This is a genomic window from Streptomyces sp. NPDC014734 (genome assembly GCF_043083325.1).
Classification (GTDB): Bacteria; Actinomycetota; Actinomycetes; order Streptomycetales; family Streptomycetaceae; genus Streptomyces.
On record NZ_JBIBYN010000002.1, the window covers coordinates 14,950 to 33,214 of the forward strand.

Sequence of the window (18,265 nt, forward strand, 5' to 3'; positions counted from 1 at the left end):
TTCGGGTTCCGCGCTCTACGGTTGCAGGCTGCGCCGCGCCGGGACGATCCCGTGGGGGACCGCGCGCCGCCGGGGCGCCGCCGTCCCCGTCCAGCAGGTACCGCGCCGCGACATGAGGCGGCGGAGCCAGAGTTCCACGGACGCGAGATGGGCCAGGCCGTCCAGCGGAAGCGGTGCGCCGTCGGCGCCCGCGCGCAGGGCCTCGCGCACGACGCGGGCCTCGACCAGTCCGGCGTCGGCGAGCAACGGGGCGTCGAAGAGGGCGATCAGGTCGGGGAGGGCGGCGCGCAGACCGGTGCGCGCGGTCGCGTGAGCGGTGGCGAGGGACGGGGCGCCCCAGCCCGGCGGCAGGTCGTGGACGCCTGCGCCCGCCAGCACCCGGCGCAGGATCGCGGCGCGGGCGCCGGGCTGGACCCGGAGCGACTCGGGAAGCGCGCGGGCGGCGCGTACGACCTGGTTGTCGAGGAAGGGGGCGTGCAGCCGCTGGCTTCGGTTCTCGGCGGCCTGCTCCAGGATGCGGTGATCGGCTGCGTGCCGCGCGAGTGCGGCCCGTGCCCGGGCCTCGCCCGGCCGCTGGACGGTGACCGGCCGGACCGCCGCCTCCTGGAGACGAACCGACACTTCGGCGAGCGCTTCCCCCGTCAGCCAGCGGGCGGCGGGGCCGGGCCGCGACCAGGCGAGTGCGTCGAGCGAGGCGTCGGCGGGGGTGTCGAGGTCGGGGGTGTGGCGGTTGGCCCCGGGCAGTCGGCCGGCCGCCTCCTCCAGGCCGCTGCGGTACGACGTACGGGACAGGCGGCGGGCCGCGCGGTAGACGGTCCACGGCACGAAGAGGGAGTGCGCGCTGGGCCCCTCGGCCTTGGCGAGCGCCGCGACCGGACGGAGCAGATGGCGTCGTCGCCGGTCCATCAGCAGGTCGGCGAGGCGCGCGGGGTGGGCGTCGAGGACCTGCCGGGCACCGCCGCCGACCAGGTGGTCGGCGCTGCCCGAGGCGAGACGGCGACGGTGGCGCTCGGCGACGACGAGGGACGGGGCGGGTTCGTCGGTGAGCGGGCCGCCGCCCAGATCCGCGTAGGGCAGCGCCTCTTCCCCGGCGGCCACGACGACGTGGTGGAGCCGCGGGTTGGCGGCGATCACGCGCGCGCGTTCGAGTTCGCCCTCGTGTCCGCTCGCGGTGAGGTCGTTGAAGGTGACGGCGAGCAGCCGCTCCCCCGCGCCCGCGCCGCGGCCGAGGAGGCCTCCCGGCAGTCCGGGCAAACCGGGCAGCCCCGCCGCGAGCAGGGCCAGCGTGGCGGAGGCGCTGCCCCCGGAGAGGTCGGCGCCGATGCCGGGAACGGGCGCGCCGCGTGCCGCGCGCCGCTCTGCGGGCCCCATACCGGGAACCGGCCCGGGGTCGGGCGGCAGGGTCTCGGGGGCATGGCGCGGGGCCGTGAGTCTGGCCCGCACCGCGTCGACCAGGGCGTCGCGCACTCCGTCGACGGCACTCACCGGATCGAGTTCGGGCGCGGCGACGGCCAGCGAGGCCACCGCCTCGTACCCGGCGATCTCACGCGACCCCTCACGGAGGATGAGCGCGTGGCCCGGCGGGATGCGCCTCACCCCCTCGTACGGAGTGCCGTCGCCCAGCGCCTCCGGGGATTCGGGGCAGGCGAGCAGGGCGGCCAGGTGACCGATGTCCAACTGCGCCTCGACGAGATCGGCGAGCGGGAGCGCGGCGGTGGCGTACGCCGTGCCGCCGGCCCAGGGCGTGTGGAAGACCGGCCGCGCTCCGGCGAGGTCGCCGATGACGGTGATGCGTCGGCCGACCTGGACGACGGCCGTGTAGCTGCCGGGCCATGAGGTGAGGTGGCGCAGGGCCCCGCCGCGGGCGGCGAGGAGACCGACGCGCAGTTGTTCGTCGGTGGCACTGCAGCAGCCGAGGACGGCGAGCCGGGCGGTGGGCGTGCCTTCGGCGGTCTCGACCGTGCTGATACGGATCTCGTCCGGGCGCCAGTCGCCCACGGCCCACAGCGGATCGGGGTCGCCCCACAGGAGTTGGGAGCCGACGGGCTGCACGGTGCGCCCCTCGTCCCCGGCGCCGACCGCACCGGCCGTACCGGCCGTACCGAAGCGCGCGGCGACACTGCTCCACCCCACCAACCAACGCATCGCCGCCTCCACAGGCTGTGGACAAAGTGGCGCAGCGGGAATACGTCGGGAGAACTCCGGTAGCGCGCGCCGCCGTTGCGAACATGCTGCCACGACAGACGCGTGCGGGAGGGGTTACCGAGGGCGCACGTCGGACGGGCATGCGCCCCTGGCGCATGCCGGGCCCGCGCAGGCTGCGGCCGGTCCGGGGTGTCGGCCCGCTCTCCGGCGGCGCGGCACCGGGACCGCGGCGAAGGGCCGGAAGCCCGACCAGCCGGAAGCGTCTCAAACGCCAACGGCCTTACGAATCAGCGGCGTTGCCTACCGGCGAGGAGCCGCGTTCACCAGCAGGGATTCGGCCATTCTCCGAGTCGTCGACGGACCGGCCACGGGGTGACGGCGGAAGATGTCGGGCGCGTCGACGGGATGTCCGCACAGCAGCCGGCCCAACCGCGGCCAACCGATCACTTTCGGCCAATCTCGAAGCATGCGGGAACGCAACGACGGGAAACCCGTCGCACCGTATACCCCGATACACCCCACTTCATTCCGCGGTTCTCCCGAGCCGCTCACGATCCCTTCGCTCGAACATTCCTCCCGGTTTCACCCCATTGCCCGTCACCGGCCGCAACCACCCGCCGAAGCCCCGGAGGGCGGCCCGGGAGCACACGGGGGAAGTCCGGGAGCATCCGGGGAGCACGGCGGCCATCGGCCCGGCTCCCGGTCCACTCCGGCGCCCTGCCCCGCCTCCGCCCCCGAGTTCCGCCCCTCTGAACCTCCGCCGCCCGATCGTTCGCCCCCGGGCCTCCACCTCGTCCCCCGCACCGCTCCGCGTCTTCCGCGGCGCCGCCGTACCGTTCTCCACGCACGGTCCGGGAGGCGTCGCCCGCCTCCCGGACCGGTCCGCCGCCTGCGGGGAATGAGGCGGCAGTGTCCCCCAGCCCGCCGCTTCCCTTGCGGCGGGCCGACCCACGCAGCACCCATGGAATCCCTTCCGAAACGGCCGGACGAGAGCGCACGGCCGGGCGCACGGCCACACACCAGGGGCACGTGTGAAACACCGCGGGCACCGCCCCCACGCTGCGCGAACGTCGACTCGGGGAGCGCACGGACGGGGCGCCCGGCGGGCGGGAGCGGGCGCCCGGCGGAGCATCTCGCCGGCCCCGGCGCAGATCCCGGGCCCGGCGTCCGGACCGCCGTCCGGGCCGTCCGGAGAACACCGCGTGCGACGACGCGGACCGCTCGCGTCCGCACGGAACCGCGCGGCCGCGCACGGACAACATTCCCGCCATACGGACGTCTGCCCCTTAACGGTGGGGATGCGGCGAACTACGCTGGGTTTACTGAGGTTCTCGGCAGGAGGCATATTCCTCGGGGCTCGGCCAATTGCGTGTGCGGCCCGAGTGCCGGGGTCCGTCCCTGGGGAGGACACGGTACGAATGCCGCGCACCGCAACGGTGACGCGGCGGCCGTCTGTGTGTCGAGGGGTGACGCATGTCCAGGGAGCAACGAGGACCGAACGAGAAGCTCGGAACCGTTCTCGCCCTCGCGGGAATCAGCAACGCCGGACTCGCCCGGCGGGTCAACGACCTCGGGGCGCAACGCGGCCTGACGCTCCGGTACGACAAGACCTCGGTGGCCCGCTGGGTCTCCAAGGGCATGGTGCCGCAGGGTGCCGCGCCCCATCTCATCGCGGCGGCGATCGGTGCCAAGCTCGGCCGGCCGGTCCCCCTGCACGAGATCGGGCTCGCGGACGCCGATCCGGCGCCCGAGGTCGGGCTGGCCTTCCCCCGCGATGTGGCCGAAGCGGTCCGTTCCGCGACCGAGCTGTACCGGCTCGATCTGGCCGGGCGGCGGGCCGGCAGTGGCGGGATCTGGCAGTCGCTCGCGGGCTCGTTCTCGGTCAGCGCGTACGCGACGCCCGCGTCCCGCTGGCTGATATCCCCCGCCGACCCGTCGGTGGAGCGTGACGCGACCGCCGCCCAGGCGGCCATCCTCGGTTCCCGGAGCGCGGGGGGCGCACACCCCGATGCAGGGGCGCACAAGACCCCCGACGCGGCGGGGCGGAGCGCCGAGTCCGCGTCTGCCGCTTCCACGGCACCGGGCCCGGCTGGCACACCCGACGCGCCTGCCGTGCCCGCCCCGGCCGGAGCACCCGACGCCCGGAGACAGCCCGGCGCGGGCCCGGCCCACGCGGCACGTGCGGACCGGACCGGGCTCGGAACGCTGGAGCCGACCGGTACGTCCCGGACCGCGATCATCCCCGCCCAGCCGGGCCCGCAGAACCCGCCCGCGTCCAGAACCGCCGCTCCACCGGCCGGGCACACGGTCCCCGCCGCACCCCCGGCCACGCACCCGACCCCCGGTGCGGGCCCGGCCCCCCACTCGGGCCCGGCCCCGCACCCGCATCCGGTCACCAGCGACATCTCGCCCCTGCGGGTCGGCCACAGCGATGTCTCCAAGCTGCGCGAGGCGGCTCAGGACGCCCGCCGCTGGGACTCCAAGTACGGCGGCGGGGACTGGCGTTCCTCCATGGTCCCCGAGTGCTTACGGGTCGACGCGGCGCCGCTGCTGCTCGGTTCGTACAGCGACGAGGTGGGCAGGGCGCTCTTCGGCGCGGCGGCGGAGCTGACCCGGCTCGCCGGGTGGATGGCCTTCGACACCGGCCAGCAGGAGGCCGCGCAGCGCTATTACATCCAGGCGCTCAGGCTCGCGCGCGCCGCCGCCGACGTCCCGCTCGGGGGATATGTCCTCGCCTCGATGTCGTTGCAGGCGACCTATCGCGGTTTCGCCGACGAAGGGGTCGACCTCGCCCAGGCGGCCGTCGAGCGCAACCGGGGACTCGCCACGGCCCGCACCATGAGCTTCTTCCGTCTGGTCGAGGCACGCGCCCACGCGAAGGCGAACGACGCGTCGGCCGCGGGGGCGGCGCTGAAGGCGGCCGAGGGCTGGCTGGAGCGCTCCCGGCACGGCGACGCGGACCCGTCGTGGCTCGGCTTCTACTCGTACGACAGGTTCGCGGCCGACGCGGCGGAGTGCCACCTCGACCTGAAGGCGCCCCGGCAGGTGCGGCGCTTCACCGAGCAGGCGCTGTCCCGGCCCACCGAGGAATTCGTCCGCTCGCACGGGCTGCGGCTCGTGGTGGGAGCGGTGGCCGAACTGGAATCGGGGAACCTGGACGCGGCCTGTGCGGCGGGCACACGCGCGGTGGAGGTGGCGGGCCGCATCTCCTCCGCACGGACCACGGAGTACGTACGGGACCTGCTGCACCGGCTCGAACCGTACGGGCACGAACCGCGTGTCGCCGAGTTGCGCGAGCGGGCCCGGCCGCTCCTGGTGACGCCCGCCTGACCGGTCCGCGCCGCACCGGGCGCCGCGGGCCGGCCAGGGCTCCTCGAACCGGGCGTCGCGGGCCGGTCAGGACTCCTCGAACCGGGCGTCGCCCGCGCGCGCCGTCGCGAACCCGGCATCACACGCGCACGCCGTCGCGAACCGGGTATCGCGCACGCCGTCGCGAACCGCGCGCCGCACGCGAATACGCGCCACGCTCGGCTTCGCGGGTTTGAGTGCGTTGTCAGTGGGTCAGTGCACTATCGGGGTGGGAGGTGGCGTGATGATGACGCGCGCGGCGTACGACTGCGACGTGCTGGTGATCGGCGGCGGGATCGTCGGTCTGTCGACGGCTTATGCCCTCACCCGCGCCGCCCCGGGGACCCGGGTGACGGTGCTGGAGAAGGAGCCCGGCGCCGCCCGCCACCAGACCGGGCGCAACAGCGGAGTGATCCACAGCGGCATCTACTACCCTCCGGGCTCGCTCAAGGCCCGCTACGCGCTGCGTGGCGCCACCGAGATGGTGGACTTCTGCGCCCGGCACGGCATAGCCCACGCGGTGACCGGCAAGCTGATCGTGGCGACCGAGCGGTCCGAGCTGCCCCGGCTGCACGGCCTGGTCCAGCGCGGCCGACAGCACGGGCTGCCGGTGCGTGAGCTGGGACCCGCGCAGATCGCCGAGTACGAGCCGCAGGTGCGCGGGCTCGCCGCGATCCGGGTCGGGACGACCGGGGTGTGCGACTTCGCGGCGGTCGCCGAGCGGTTCGCCGCCGAGACCCGCGCGGCGGGCGGGACGATCCGCTACGGCTCCGAGGTCGTCTCGATCGACCGGCGCCCCTGGGGCGCCGCGGTGCTCACGGCCGACGGCGCGGTGGTACGGGCCCGGGTGCTGGTCAACTGCGCGGGGCTGCACTGCGACCGGGTGGCCCGGCTCGCGGGCGACGACCCGGGGGTGCGGATCGTGCCGTTCCGGGGGGAGTACTACGAGCTGGCACGGCCCGAGCTGGTGCGTGGTCTGGTCTATCCGGTGCCCGACCCGGCGTTCCCCTTCCTCGGAGTGCACCTGACCCGGGGCCACGACGGCACAGTCCACGTCGGCCCGAACGCGGTGCCGGCACTGGCCCGCGAGGGCTACGCGTGGCCCGTCGTGCGCCCACGCGAGCTGGCGGACACCCTGGCCTGGCCGGGCACCTGGCAGATCGCGCGCAGACACTGGCGGTACGGCGCGGGCGAGGTGCGGCGTTCGCTGTCGAAGCACGCGTTCACATCGGCTGTGCGGCGGCTGCTGCCCGATGTCACGGAGGCCGATCTGAGGCCCGCGCCGGCCGGGGTCAGGGCTCAGGCGGTGCTGCGCGACGGCACACTGGTGGACGACTTCCTGATCCGCGAGACCCCGCGCACCGTCCACGTGCTGAACGCCCCGTCGCCCGCCGCGACGGCCTCCCTGCCCATCGGCCGGGAGGTGGCACGCAGGGCGCTGCTCCGGGCACGGGAAACGGGATGGAGACCGCCCGCCGTAGAATCGGGGCATTGTGTCTGAGCCCTTGAACCCCTCCGCACGGCCCGCCACGGACCGCTCCGTGGATTCCGCGACACGTCCTGCCACGGACCGCTCCGTGGATTCGGCGACGCGACCCGCCACGGATTCCGCCGCAGACCCCTCCGCCGCCCCGCACGGCGAGGCCGCGGCCGGGATCACCGACGACCTGCGCGCCGCCGCGCTGGAGCGGCAGCGCAGGCTGCGCCAGGAGCCGCGCTTCCCCGGCGGGCCCGCCGTCGATCCGGCCGGATCGCACCACGAGCGCCGGATCCGCAGCTTCCAGCCGCGCCGCAGCCGCGTCACGCCCGGACAGGAGGAGGCCCTGGTGCGGCTCTGGCCCCGGTGGGGCCTGGACATCGACGGGCGGCTGGTCATCGATCTCCCCGAGATGTTCGACGGTCTCCCGGTCGTGCTGGAGATCGGTTTCGGCATGGGCGAGGCGACCGCGCAGATGGCCGCCGACGATCCCGGTACGGGCATCCTCGCCGTCGATGTGCACACACCCGGTCAGGGCAACCTGCTCGGCCTCGCGGACCGGAACGGCCTGTCCAACGTCCGCGTCGCCAATGGCGACGCGATCATCCTGCTGCGCGAGATGCTGAAGCCGGAATCGTTGGACGGGCTGCGGGTGTACTTCCCCGACCCCTGGCCCAAGAAGCGTCACCACAAGCGACGGCTGATCCAGCCGGAATTCCTCGACCTGGTGGCCCAACGGCTGAAGCCGGGTGCCCTGGTCCACTGCGCGACCGACTGGGAGCCGTACGCGGAGCAGATGCTGGAGGTGCTGACCGCGCACCCCCTCTTCGAGAACACCCGGCCGGACGGCGGTTACGCCCCCCGGCCGGCGTTCCGGCCGCTGACCCGGTTCGAAGGACAGGGCCTCGACAAGGGCCACGTCGTCCACGACCTGCTCTTCACCCGCCGCTGACGGGCCCGCCCCCGCACCGGGGGCCCGGCGGGGCGGGGGAACCGAACGGCAGCACCGGGAAAAGACACTCGGCCGGCCGGAAGAAGCGCATGACCCGATGTCCCATGGCCAGTGTCGGTGCTGCTGGTTAGGGTCATGGGGTGGTGTCCGACGGGTCTGTCCAGCAACGACAGCCGCAGCCGGCCGTCCCGCTCCTCCAGGAGCAGCGGGTCGGCGAGATCCTTGCTGCCGTGCCGGAGCGCAGGTACTGGCTGTACCGGCCTCGGCGCGTCGGCATGGTGTGGCGCAGCAGAACATTCCGCATCGCGGCCGTGTGCACGGTGCTCGCGCTGTGCGGCCTGGCGATCCTGGCCCTGGTCCGCGACCAGACGGGCACCGAGGGGTTCCTCGTGGGGCTGGGCCTCGCCGTGCTGCCCGTGCCCCTTCTGATGGCGGCGTTCCGCTGGCTGGACCGGGTCGATCCCGCGCCCTGGCGGAATCTGTTGTTCGCCTTCGCCTGGGGCGCGTTCGCCGCCGCCCTGATCGCGCTCACCGCCAATTCGTTCGCGATGCGCTGGATGGCCACCGCGAACCCCTCGAACGCCGACACCCTCGGCGCCACGGTCATAGCGCCGGTCGTCGAGGAGAGCGCCAAGGCCGCCGCGGTCCTGTTGGTCTTCCTGTTCCGAAGACGGGAGTTCAACGGAATCGTCGACGGTGTCGTCGTCGCCGGATTCACCGCGAGCGGCTTCGCCTTCACCGAGAACATCCTCTACCTGGGCAACGCCTTCGGTGAGGACCAGCAGATCGGCACCGCCGGGGTGGTCTCGGTGACGGCCGCGACGTTCTTCGTGCGGGCGGTGCTGTCACCGTTCACCCATCCGCTCTTCACGGTGCTGACGGGCATCGGCTTCGGGCTGGCCGCCGTCAGTGCGCGCCGTCAGCGGTTCCGTCGCATCGGGTGGCCGCTGCTGGGCCTCGTCCTCGCCATGGGCATGCACGCGCTGTGGAACGGATCGGCTTCCTACAGCCCGTATGGCTTCTACGCCGTGTACGGGGTGTTCATGGTGCCGGTCTTCGGTCTGGTGACCTGGCTGGCGATCTGGTCGCGGCAGCGGGAGCTGCGCACGCTCGCCGCCGAGCTGCCCGCCTACGCGGCGGCCGGCTGGCTCACCCCGGCCGAACCTCTCGCCCTGTCGTCGATGCGGGCCCGCGGCATGGCCCGCGACGCGGCCCGACGGCACGTCGCCGCGGCCGGGAACAGCTGGGAAGGCCCGTACGGCGGTCCGGGACACCCGTCGATGTACGGGCCGGGGCACCCTCCCGCGTACCGGCCGTTCCCCGAAGTGCGGACGAAGTCCCAGGACACGAAGCAGATCAAGGCGCAGATCAAGGCACAGGGGAAGGCCGCCGCCCGCACCGTCGCCGAGTACGAATCATTCGCGACGTCACTGGCCTCACTCCGTCGGCAGGCCCGTCGCGGGGCGGTCGGCCCTGACTTCACCGCACGCGAGCTGGAGCTGCTGCACCACCTCTGGCAACGCAGGGACGTGGCCGCGCCCGCCCTCACCTACGCGGCACAGGCGACGGGTCGGTTGCGCCCGTCGTACCCGCCGCCGCCCCCGTGGGGGTTTCCGGCGCCGTACCCGCAGCATTACACCGGCCACAACCCGTACCTGCTGCCTCCACGACAGCAGACCGGGAACGGGCCGGCCCAGCTCTGAGAACTCCGGTGCATCGCACGACCCGGCGCACCACACGGCCGGAGGCACCGCACCGCCGGAGGCGCCGCACGTCGGTCGGTTCCCGGGCTGCGGTTGGTTTCCGGGCTGCGGATACTCCGCGGCGCCGACGCGGCGGTCGCCGTCCCGCCGTGCCCGGCATCAGAAGTTACGGGACGGTTCTTGGCCTTCGCCGACGAGCGCCCGGACGAGTTGGTCGACGGTGGGGGCTCCGGCCAGGCCGTCCGGTGTGGCGTAGACCCGGCAGGTCAGGCCATAGGTCGGGGCCGCGGAGGGGAAGGGATCCTGTCCGTTGACACGGATCGTGGGTGAGCCGGGAAATCGCAGGGCCTGGGCCTCCTCATCCGTCTCGACGGCGCGGAGGCCGATCTCCGGGTCGAGGTGGCCTGCGGCCGTGAGGGCTTCGCGGAGACGATCGTGTGCGAGGTGCCAGTTCGGGCAGTCGGCGAAGTAGAGCAGTTCGATGTCCACACGCTCATGGTGCCTCGTCCGCGGGCAGCGCCTCCGAGCAGGGCGGCGGTCCCGCACACGGGGTGATCCCGGACACGGAGGCAACGAGGGACGACCCGCTCGGCCCGCACGCCATGCGCGGGTGAGCGGGTCTCGTACTCGTCGCTGCGGTGGCGTCGCCCACGTCACTGCGGTGCCGTCGTGTCGCCGCTCGCGTCCGAGGCCTGGTGCCGACGGTCCGGCGTCCGACTTGCTTCCGGCCCCGCCCGCCCTTTGTTCATGAGCCGGGAACTGAGCCTGGAACAGGAACCGCAACAGGAACAGAAACAGAAACAGGAGGGGGAACGGGAGCGGGAACGGTGCGGCAGGCGCAGGTATCAGGCGGATGCCTCGGTGAGGTCGGCCAGTTCCTGCTCGGTCAGTCGCAGGTCGGCGACGGCCAGCAGGGCAGGCAGTTGCTCGACCGTGCGGGCCGAGGCGATCGGTGCGACGACGGTGGGTTGGGCGGCCAGCCAGGCCAGGGCAACAGACGCGATCTCCACGTCGTGGGCCCGGGCGACCCTGTCCAGTGCGTCCAGAACCTTCGGCCCGCGCTCGGACTCCAGGTACGGCGCCGCGCTCTGTGCCCGCGCGCTCTCCACCTGAGTTCCCGGACGGTACTTGCCGGTGAGGAAACCGGCGGCGAGGGCGAAGTACGGGACGGCGCCCAGGCCGGCCCGGGCGGCCGTGTCCTGAAGAGCGCCCTCATACGTGTCGCGGGAGACCAGGTTGTAGTGCGGCTGGAGCGCGACGTAGCGGGCCAACCCCTCGCGGTCCGAGAAGTCCACGGACGCCCGGAGCCGCTCGGCGCTGATGTTGGAGGCGCCGATCTCCCGCACCTTCCCCGCCTTCACCAGCTCGTCGAGGGTGGTGATGATCTCCTCGACCGGAACGGTCTCGTCGTCGAAATGCGTGTAGTAGAGGTCGATGTGGTCCGTGCCGAGCCTGCGCAGCGACTCGTCCGCCGCCGCCTTGATGGTCGCGGCGGAAAGCCCCTTGTACGACGGGTGGGAACCGACCTTGGTGGCGACGATGATGTCGGACCGGTTGGACCGCGCCGCAAGCCACTTGCCGATGACGGTTTCCGACTCGCCGCCCTCGTTGCCCGCAACCCAGGCCGAGTAGGCGTCGGCGGTGTCGATGAAGTTGCCGCCCGCTGCCGCGTAGGCGTCCAGCACGGCGAACGACTGCGCCTCGTCGGCCGTCCATCCGAAGACGTTGCCGCCAAGGGCGAGGGGGAAGACCTGAAGGTCGGAAGCGCCCAGCTTACGGAGAGAAGTCATGTGTGGCCCAACGAATTCCGCTCGCCGCGGTATTCCGGACATCGGCTGTTCGGCCGTCACCTGTTCGGTCTTTCTCGTGCAACTGCCGTGCCGACCGCCGCCGTTCGAAGCAGGACACTCGCGCGACAGCCACGCGCACACGGGCACAAACGCGGACGCGGGCACGGACGCAGACGCGAAGGGCCGCGCGCAGCGCGCCGTACACCCGTACGCCCGTACGCCCGTACGCCCGTACGCCCGAGCCGAGTGTCGGAACGGACGTCGGGACGGGCGCCGAAAAGCAAGCCGGCAGCCCTGGCGTCGGGGGGAGCGCCAGGGCCGCCGAGGTTTCATGGCCGGCGAACCAGCTCGGTCCACAAAGGGCACGTGAACCCCAACGGACTCAAGGACACGAGGGCTCAAGGGCTCAAGGGCTCAAGGGCTCAAGGACACGAGGCCCACAAAGAACCACAAGAACCACCGGGCCCACCGGGCCCACCAGGCCCGCAGGGGCTCAGCGCCACGAGGGACCCGGTAGCGCGCGGACCTCAGCACCGCAGGGGGCTCAGCGCCACCGGGAACTCAGCACCGCAGGACGGCCGGAGACGACGATCCGGAGCCCGTCCAGCGGTGGTTCAGGGGGTGAGCCCCTTGTTCCGGAGCCAGTTCATCGGGTCGACACCCGTACCGTCGGGGGTGTGGACCTCCAGGTGGAGGTGGGCTCCCGTCACGTTTCCGGTGGCACCGACCCGGCCGATGGTCTCACCGGTGGAGACCTTCTGGCCGACGCCGACACCGATCGAGGACTGGTGGCAGAACCACAGCTCCGTACCGTCCTCCAGCTCCAGCACCGTGCGGTAGCCGTACGCGCCGGACCAGCCCGCCGACTTGATGGTGCCGCTGTGCACGGCCTTGATCGGCGTGCCCGTCTGCGCCGCGAAGTCGAGGCCGGTGTGGTGGCCGGAGGACCACATGGGGCCGGCCTGCCCGTACGTCGAGGTGATGGTGTAGGAGCTGACCGGAATGGCATAGCTGGCAGCGAGCTTGGCGAGACGCAGGGCCTCGGCCTTCTTCTTGGCCTCCTCCTCCGCCTTCTTCTTCTCGGCGGCGACCTTGGCCTCGGCGGCGTCCTGCTGTTTCTTGGCCTCCGCGGCGGCCTTCTCCGCGGCGACCTTCTCCTGCGCCGCCCTGGCCTCGGCGTCGGCGGCGTCCTGCTGCTGCTCGGCCTGCTGGAGGATACGGGCGCGGAGCGCCTCCCCCGCGTCCGTCGTACCCTGCTCGGCCTCGGCGGAGGTGAGGCCGGCCGTGGTGAGCGGCGCGTCGGCGGTGGTGTCCCGGGGCTTGTCGTCCTCGGAGCCGCCCGAGAAGAAGGCACCCACGCCGGGAAGGGACGCGGCGTCGGGCAGGTTGTCCGCGATGGAGTCGGGGAGCGAGATGGAGACCGGCGGCTTGCTCTGCGCGGTGGCCATGCCGCCCGCGCCGACGGCCGCTATGACGCCGACCCCGAGCACCGTGGAACTGCGGGCAAGTCCGTTGCGCTGCTTGGCGACACGGTGCTTGCCGCGTACAGGACGGACGGACTCCTCGGTGGGGTTCCACTCGTCCAGGGCACGCTCGGGACCGCGGTCGAGGTCGGCGTGGAACTCACCGCCGGATCGGCCCGCGACGAAGACCTCGCCCGGTTCACCGCCGCCCATGCCGGGATCGGTGCCGTACGACGTACCGGAATCGGAGCCGAACGCCGTTCCCGTGCCGACGGTTCCGTACTCGGAGCCGTAGCCGGGTTCGGGGGCGTAACCGTAACCGGAACCGTAACCCTGGACGGAACCGTAGCTCTGGCCGGAGCCATATCCCGGGCCGGAGCCGTACCCCGGGGCGAAGTCGGCGCCGTTACCGGGTCCGAATGCGGAGTCGAGCCGGGTGGGGGCCTCTGGGGCAGGCTTGTTGGACGCCACGGGGGCGCACTCCTTTCCTTCCTTCTCGCCTACCGGGTTAGCTGACGGGTTCGGAGCAGGAAGGTCTCCTACGGACTTCTCCGCCTCTCACGAGGCACAGATGTCCGATTCACCCCAAGGTGATGGTTCCCCGGTTTCCTTTCGGAATTCGGCGCTCGCACGCGGTGCCGCCACTGACGACGGCTGGGACGACCGCACTGCGTTATCGAACGTTAATAGACACCCGGGTCCGATTCCAAGCCGTTCCCACTGATCGTTCACGTCTTTGGCCTGGACTTTACGGGACACAGGCGGACGCAACAGACGAGTTGATCGCCCCTCAGTCACACCCCTTGAACTGACGTTGCGTCAAATGTTATCGGAGCGGCGTCTCTCGATTACGCACCGTGGCGCCCTCGACGGCCCGGACGTCATCCCGATCGCACGGGGCCCGGCCCCACGATCCGGACGGTTCTGCGCCGGTCCGGCTGCCCCTCCGCAGGACGCACGACCGCGAGCAGCGCCATGTCGTCCGTCGACTCGCCACCCGTGTGCAGGCGCACGTCATCGGTGAGCGCGGACAGCAGCTCCTCGGGGCCGGGGAAGATCCGCCCGCGCAGCCGGGCCGCCGGATCGTAGAAGACCCCCTCGGCGTTCCGCGCCTCGGAAAGACCGTCCGTGTAGAGGAGCAGAGTCGTTCCCGGCAGCAGTTCCCACTCGTCCGCCCGGTCGGGCCACGCGCCCAGGTCCATGCCGAGCGGCAGCGCGGGCACCGACGGCGCCAGAACGTCCAGCGCCCCGTCCGGGTGCAGCAGGATCGGCTCCGGATGCCCCCGGTTGACGATCCGGACCCGGGACAGCCCCGACGGGATCTCGGCAAGTACGGCAGTGGTGAAGCCCTCCACGGCGTCGAGCCCCCTCCGCATCTCCCCCTCCCGCGCCAGCGCCCGCTCCAGCCGCCGCGCCACGCCCTCCAGGAAACGCTCCTGTTCGGCCGCCTCCCGGAACGCCCCGATGACCACCGCCACCGTCTCCACGGCGTCGAGCCCCTTCCCGCGCACGTCCCCCACCACCAGCCGCACCCCGTGCGGGGTGTCCGTCACGGCGAACAGGTCGCCGCCGACGAACTCGTCCGCCTGGGCCGCCTCGTACCGGGCCGCCACATGCAGCCCTCCGATCCGGTCAGACGGCTTCGGCAGCACGGCGCGCATGGCCCGCTCGGCGATGACCCTCGCGGACGCCAACTGCTCATTGCTCCGCCGCACGACCCCGTTGATCACCACCGCCAGGATCGAGACGGTGGCCAGCGTGAGCAGTTCGATCAGCGGCACGATCTCCGGCAACGTCCTGCTGAACAGCCGCAGCGCGACGACGGCCAGCATCGAGGCGACGCCGATACGAATGGTGCTGGCCAGTGAGAAGAACGGCGCGGCGATCAGCGGTGCCGCCACGAACATCGGGATGGCGGTGAAGGTCGGCGGCGTCAACAGGTCGAACACCAGTCCGCCGGCGATCATCAGCGCGGGCAGCATGCGCACGAACTGCCTGGTACCGGCGACCCCTGCCCCTTCTCCGGCATGCCTGCCGCGCCGCTTCAGCCGCTTCCACACCTGTGGTCTCCTGCCCGGTACGCGCGGCTGCGGACGATACCGCGCCCCGCCCTCAGGCTCGCCGGAGCGGAGCCGTGCGGCGAATCCTCGTCCCCCAATGGGGGTACCCGCAGGGCGCAGCTCACACCCCACCCGATGTGCGCCCGGCCGTCGCACGCCAGAACGACCTGGGCCCGACACGCTGCATGCGTGTCGGGCCCAGGTCTTCAGTAGCGGGGACAGGATTTGAACCTGCGACCTCTGGGTTATGAGCCCAGCGAGCTACCGAGCTGCTCCACCCCGCGTCGGTGAACACAACTCTACGGCATGTTCGGAGCGCTCATGACCACTCGGTGTCCGGGCCGTGTACGCGGCGGGACACGGGCACCGGAAGAAGGTGCCGCCGCCGGAGCCGCGTCACCGACACCGCAACACCTCGCCGAACGGCCGCCACCCCTCCGGACGGCGACGAGCGGATCCGGATATGGGGTGATATCACTGATTCATCAGTCGACTGGCCGACGCGACGACATCGCGGTGACCGGGGAGCGAACGTGGACAACTACCCCTTGCTCAACCTCTTCTGGACGATGCTCTGGTTCTTCCTCTGGATCATGTGGCTGTTCCTGCTCTTCAAGGTCATCGCAGACATCTTCCGCAGCGACGACCTCGGCGGCTGGGCCAAGGCCGGATGGTTGATCGTGGCGCTTCTGCTGCCCTACCTCGGCGTCCTTCTGTACGTGATCGTGCGCGGCCGGTCCATGGGCGGGCGTGACGCCAAACAGGCGCAGGAACGCGAGGCCGCCTTCAGGACGTACCTACGCGATGCCGTCGGCACCCCCGGCCCCCACGCCGCCGACGCCTCCTCCGGCCCGAAGCGGGACAGCCACGTGGACGACCTGACGAAGCTCGCGGAACTCAGGGACCGCGGCGCCCTCACCGAGGAGGAGTACCAGCGGGCGAAGGCGAAGCTCCTGGTCTGAGAGCCGGGGCCGAGTGGCTGGAGCCGCACGGCACCCCTCGCGCCACCACAGGCCACCGGACACCGGCGCCGTCGACGCCCCCGGTGTCCGCCTCGCATCCGCTGTCGACCGGCAACGGAACAGCCCTCCCCGAAACGTTCGGGGAGGGCTGTTGTCGCGGTAGGCCGTGTGGGACTCGAACCCACAACCAACGGATTAAAAGTCCGCTGCTCTGCCAATTGAGCTAACGGCCCTTGGCGAATCACCCCTGAGCATAGCCCGCCGCGGCCCGGCAGCCGATCGGGTATCGGCCACCGGGCCCGTCGCGACGGAATCACGGGGTGCGGACGGGGGCGGCGGGCGTGGTCGTGCGCTGGTGATCCGGGTTGAGGAACCAGTGCCGGGCCGAGACCAGCCACCACGTCGCGGCGAAACCGAGGACCACCAGAACCGCGACGGGCGCGTAGTTGAACGTCTCCCAGGTGACCGGCGAGACCTGCGGCAGCATGAACAGCACCGTGATGATCACGACCCAGACCACCGCGACGACACCGATCGGGCGCGACCAGCGGCCCAGGTGCCAGGGCCCCGGGGTGAAGTCGCCGCCCCGGAGCAGCCGGAGCAGGGTGGGGATGACGTAGGCGATGTAGAGGCCGATCACGGCGATCGAGGTCACCGCCGCGTATGCCGTCTCGTTGATCAGGTACGGCAGCCCCAGGACCAGGGCGCCGAGGGCGGCGAGCCAGACCGCGGCGACGGGGGTGCGGGTGCGGGGGCTGACGGTGTGCCAGAGGTGGGAGAAGGGCAGCGCCCCGTCGCGCGAGAAGGCGTAGATCATGCGGCTGTTGGCGGTGACGGACGCCATGCCGCAGAACAGTTGCGCGCCGATCACGACCAGCAGCAGGAACGTGCCGGTGGTGGCGCCGAGAGCGTCCAGCAGGATCTGGGCGGGCGGGGCGCCGGTCGGGGAGTTCAGCGCCCCGTCGTACGACTGGATGGCGAAGGTGAAGCCGAGCAGCAGGGCGAAGCCGGCGATCCACGAGGTCCAGATCGACCGGACGATGCCGCGCGGGCCCGCCGTTGCCGCGTCGTGGGTCTCCTCCGTCATGTGGGCGGAGGCGTCATATCCGGTGAAGGTGTACTGGGCCATCAGCAGGCCGATCATCACGACGTAGAACCCGCTGCCCCAGCCCGTTCCGTTGACGAACTCGGTGAAGACGAACGACGCCGAGCGGTGCGAGTCGGGGACGAGGGTCAGGGCACCGACGATGACGGCGACGCCGAGGACGTGCCACCACACGCTCACGCTGTTCAGGATCGCGACGATCCGGACGCCGAAGGTGTTGAGCAGACCGTGCAGCACCAGGATCGCGGCGAAGAGCAGGATCGTGCGGACGGGCGTGACCTCGAAACCGAACTGGAGGTTCAGGTAGGCGCCGAGGAAGGACGCCGCCCCGAAATCGATCCCGGCGGTGACGGCGACCTGGCCCAGCACGTTGAACCAGCCCGTGAACCACGCCCAGGCCGCCGCCGAGCGCGGCGGGGCCAGCCGGTGGGCCCAGAAGTAGAGGCCGGCCGAGGTCGGGTACGCCGAACAGATCTCGGCCATCGCCAGGCCGACGAACAGCGTCATCAGCCCGACACCGACCCAGCCCCAGGTGATGACGGCGGGGCCGCCGGTCCGCATGCCGAAGAGGTAGAGCGTGAGACAGCCGGAGAGCACCGAGATGATCGTGAACGAGACGGCGTAGTTCGAGAACGCCGACATGCGCCGGGCCAGCGTCTGCGTGTATCCGAGCTGCGCGAGGCGCTCCTCGTCGGAGACGTCCCGGGATGGCCTGTTCTCACCGGTATCGTTTGTCATGCCCCCAGCAATTCCCTCGCTCCGGCGCCCACATGCGGTCGCCGTGGTCACGACTGGGAAAACTCGCGACGCGGCCGTACGTCACGGCGGACGCCGCCCCTCACCCGAGGTGCCGGAAACCGGAAGCGGGCCCGCCCCGAAGGAGCGGGCCCGCTTCCGGGCGATGTTCAGCGGGACCGGGTCACCGCTCAGCCGTTGCGCTTCCAGCGCGGCTTGTCGTCACGGCGGCCGAAGGAACCGGTGCCGCGGTCGTCACGACGGCCGTACGGGCGGTCGCCGCCACCGGAGCGGAAGCCGCCGGAGGGACGGTCGTCACGACGGTCACGGTTGAACGGGCGGTCGCTGCCACCGGAGCGGAAGCCGCCGGAGGGACGGTCGTCGCGACGGTCGCGGTTGAACGACGGACGGTCGTTGTCCCGACGGAAACCACCGGACGAACGGTCATCACGACGCTGGAAACCACGGTCCCCACCACGGTCGTCACGACGGTCACCACCGCGGTCGTCGCGACGGTCACGGTTG

11 protein-coding genes, 2 tRNA genes, 1 pseudogene and 1 riboswitch are annotated in these 18,265 nt (G+C 72.1%); of the genes and pseudogenes, 5 read left to right on the forward strand and 9 right to left on the reverse strand.

Annotated features, from left to right (window positions below; translation table 11 throughout):
- Window positions 1-15: 15 nt before the first annotated feature.
- Window positions 16-2,145 carry an asparagine synthase-related protein gene (locus tag ACF1CT_RS04010; RefSeq protein ID WP_391782190.1) on the reverse strand — a complete coding sequence of 710 codons (2,130 nt, stop codon included), beginning with the start codon at window positions 2,143-2,145 and terminating at the stop codon, window positions 16-18.
- A gap of 1,473 nt (window positions 2,146-3,618) precedes the next feature.
- On the opposite strand from ACF1CT_RS04010, the gene ACF1CT_RS04015 reads away from it, so the two are divergent.
- The 4 genes from ACF1CT_RS04015 to ACF1CT_RS04030 all read left to right on the forward strand — a co-directional run bounded on the left by ACF1CT_RS04015 (window position 3,619) and on the right by ACF1CT_RS04030 (window position 9,625).
- A complete protein-coding gene (locus tag ACF1CT_RS04015; RefSeq protein ID WP_391782191.1) occupies window positions 3,619-5,475 on the forward strand; it encodes a sporulation protein in 1,857 nt (618 codons plus the stop codon).
- 262 nt (window positions 5,476-5,737) lie between these two features.
- Complete coding sequence (gene lhgO, locus ACF1CT_RS04020) at window positions 5,738-6,994, forward strand: L-2-hydroxyglutarate oxidase (protein ID WP_391782192.1); 1,257 nt, start codon at window positions 5,738-5,740, stop codon at window positions 6,992-6,994.
- Window positions 6,987-7,922, forward strand: coding sequence for a tRNA (guanosine(46)-N7)-methyltransferase TrmB (gene trmB / locus ACF1CT_RS04025; protein WP_391782193.1), 936 nt, complete (start codon window positions 6,987-6,989; stop codon window positions 7,920-7,922). The genes lhgO and trmB overlap by 8 nt, the downstream gene beginning before the upstream one ends.
- Before the next feature lie 143 nt (window positions 7,923-8,065).
- The gene (locus ACF1CT_RS04030) at window positions 8,066-9,625 is read left to right on the forward strand and encodes a PrsW family intramembrane metalloprotease (RefSeq protein ID WP_391782194.1); all 1,560 of its coding nucleotides are present in this window, start codon (window positions 8,066-8,068) and stop codon (window positions 9,623-9,625) included.
- 159 nt (window positions 9,626-9,784) lie between these two features.
- Here the strand turns inward: ACF1CT_RS04030 and ACF1CT_RS04035 are convergent, their stop codons facing one another.
- From ACF1CT_RS04035 to ACF1CT_RS04055, 5 genes are all read right to left on the reverse strand, one after another.
- On the reverse strand, window positions 9,785-10,114 hold the full coding sequence (locus tag ACF1CT_RS04035) for a hypothetical protein (RefSeq protein WP_391782195.1): 330 nt from the start codon (window positions 10,112-10,114) through the stop codon (window positions 9,785-9,787).
- Between the two features lie 356 nt (window positions 10,115-10,470).
- Window positions 10,471-11,415, reverse strand: a complete 945-nt coding sequence (locus tag ACF1CT_RS04040) for an aldo/keto reductase (RefSeq protein WP_391782196.1) — start codon at window positions 11,413-11,415, stop codon at window positions 10,471-10,473.
- 614 nt (window positions 11,416-12,029) lie between these two features.
- Window positions 12,030-13,091: a M23 family metallopeptidase gene (locus tag ACF1CT_RS04045; protein ID WP_391782628.1), complete on the reverse strand. Its 1,062-nt coding sequence runs from the start codon at window positions 13,089-13,091 to the stop codon at window positions 12,030-12,032.
- Window positions 13,092-13,360: 269 nt separating this feature from the next.
- A riboswitch (cyclic di-AMP (ydaO/yuaA leader) is annotated at window positions 13,361-13,513 on the reverse strand.
- A 246-nt stretch (window positions 13,514-13,759) separates the two neighbouring features.
- Entirely contained in the window at window positions 13,760-14,860 is a 1,101-nt protein-coding gene (locus ACF1CT_RS04050) for a PP2C family protein-serine/threonine phosphatase (RefSeq protein ID WP_391782629.1), read from the reverse strand.
- Between the two features lie 288 nt (window positions 14,861-15,148).
- A tRNA-Met gene (locus ACF1CT_RS04055) sits at window positions 15,149-15,222 on the reverse strand.
- Window positions 15,223-15,471: 249 nt separating this feature from the next.
- On the opposite strand from ACF1CT_RS04055, the gene ACF1CT_RS04060 reads away from it, so the two are divergent.
- Window positions 15,472-15,900 carry an SHOCT domain-containing protein gene (locus ACF1CT_RS04060; RefSeq protein WP_391782197.1) on the forward strand — a complete coding sequence of 143 codons (429 nt, stop codon included), beginning with the start codon at window positions 15,472-15,474 and terminating at the stop codon, window positions 15,898-15,900.
- Window positions 15,901-16,060: 160 nt separating this feature from the next.
- Here ACF1CT_RS04060 and ACF1CT_RS04065 read toward each other — a convergent pair.
- From ACF1CT_RS04065 to ACF1CT_RS04075, 3 genes and pseudogenes are all read right to left on the reverse strand, one after another.
- Window positions 16,061-16,133 (reverse strand) — tRNA-Lys (locus ACF1CT_RS04065).
- Between the two features lie 80 nt (window positions 16,134-16,213).
- Window positions 16,214-17,743: an amino acid permease gene (locus ACF1CT_RS04070; RefSeq protein WP_391782198.1), complete on the reverse strand. Its 1,530-nt coding sequence runs from the start codon at window positions 17,741-17,743 to the stop codon at window positions 16,214-16,216.
- 188 nt (window positions 17,744-17,931) lie between these two features.
- Window positions 17,932-18,265, reverse strand: a pseudogene (locus ACF1CT_RS04075) (RNA helicase); the annotation flags it as partial.

Coding starts and splice junctions, on each gene's coding strand:
- ACF1CT_RS04010 (WP_391782190.1), bottom strand. CDS start 2,145: ATGCGTTGGTTGGTGGGGTGGAGCAGTGTCGCCGCGCGCTTCGGTACG.
- ACF1CT_RS04015 (WP_391782191.1), top strand. CDS start 3,619: ATGTCCAGGGAGCAACGAGGACCGAACGAGAAGCTCGGAACCGTTCTC.
- lhgO (WP_391782192.1), top strand. CDS start 5,738: ATGATGACGCGCGCGGCGTACGACTGCGACGTGCTGGTGATCGGCGGC.
- ACF1CT_RS04040 (WP_391782196.1), bottom strand. CDS start 11,415: ATGACTTCTCTCCGTAAGCTGGGCGCTTCCGACCTTCAGGTCTTCCCC.
- ACF1CT_RS04045 (WP_391782628.1), bottom strand. CDS start 13,091: ATGGGCGGCGGTGAACCGGGCGAGGTCTTCGTCGCGGGCCGATCCGGC.
- ACF1CT_RS04070 (WP_391782198.1), bottom strand. CDS start 17,743: ATGACAAACGATACCGGTGAGAACAGGCCATCCCGGGACGTCTCCGAC.
- ACF1CT_RS04050 (WP_391782629.1), bottom strand. CDS start 14,860: ATGCTGCCCGCGCTGATGATCGCCGGCGGACTGGTGTTCGACCTGTTG.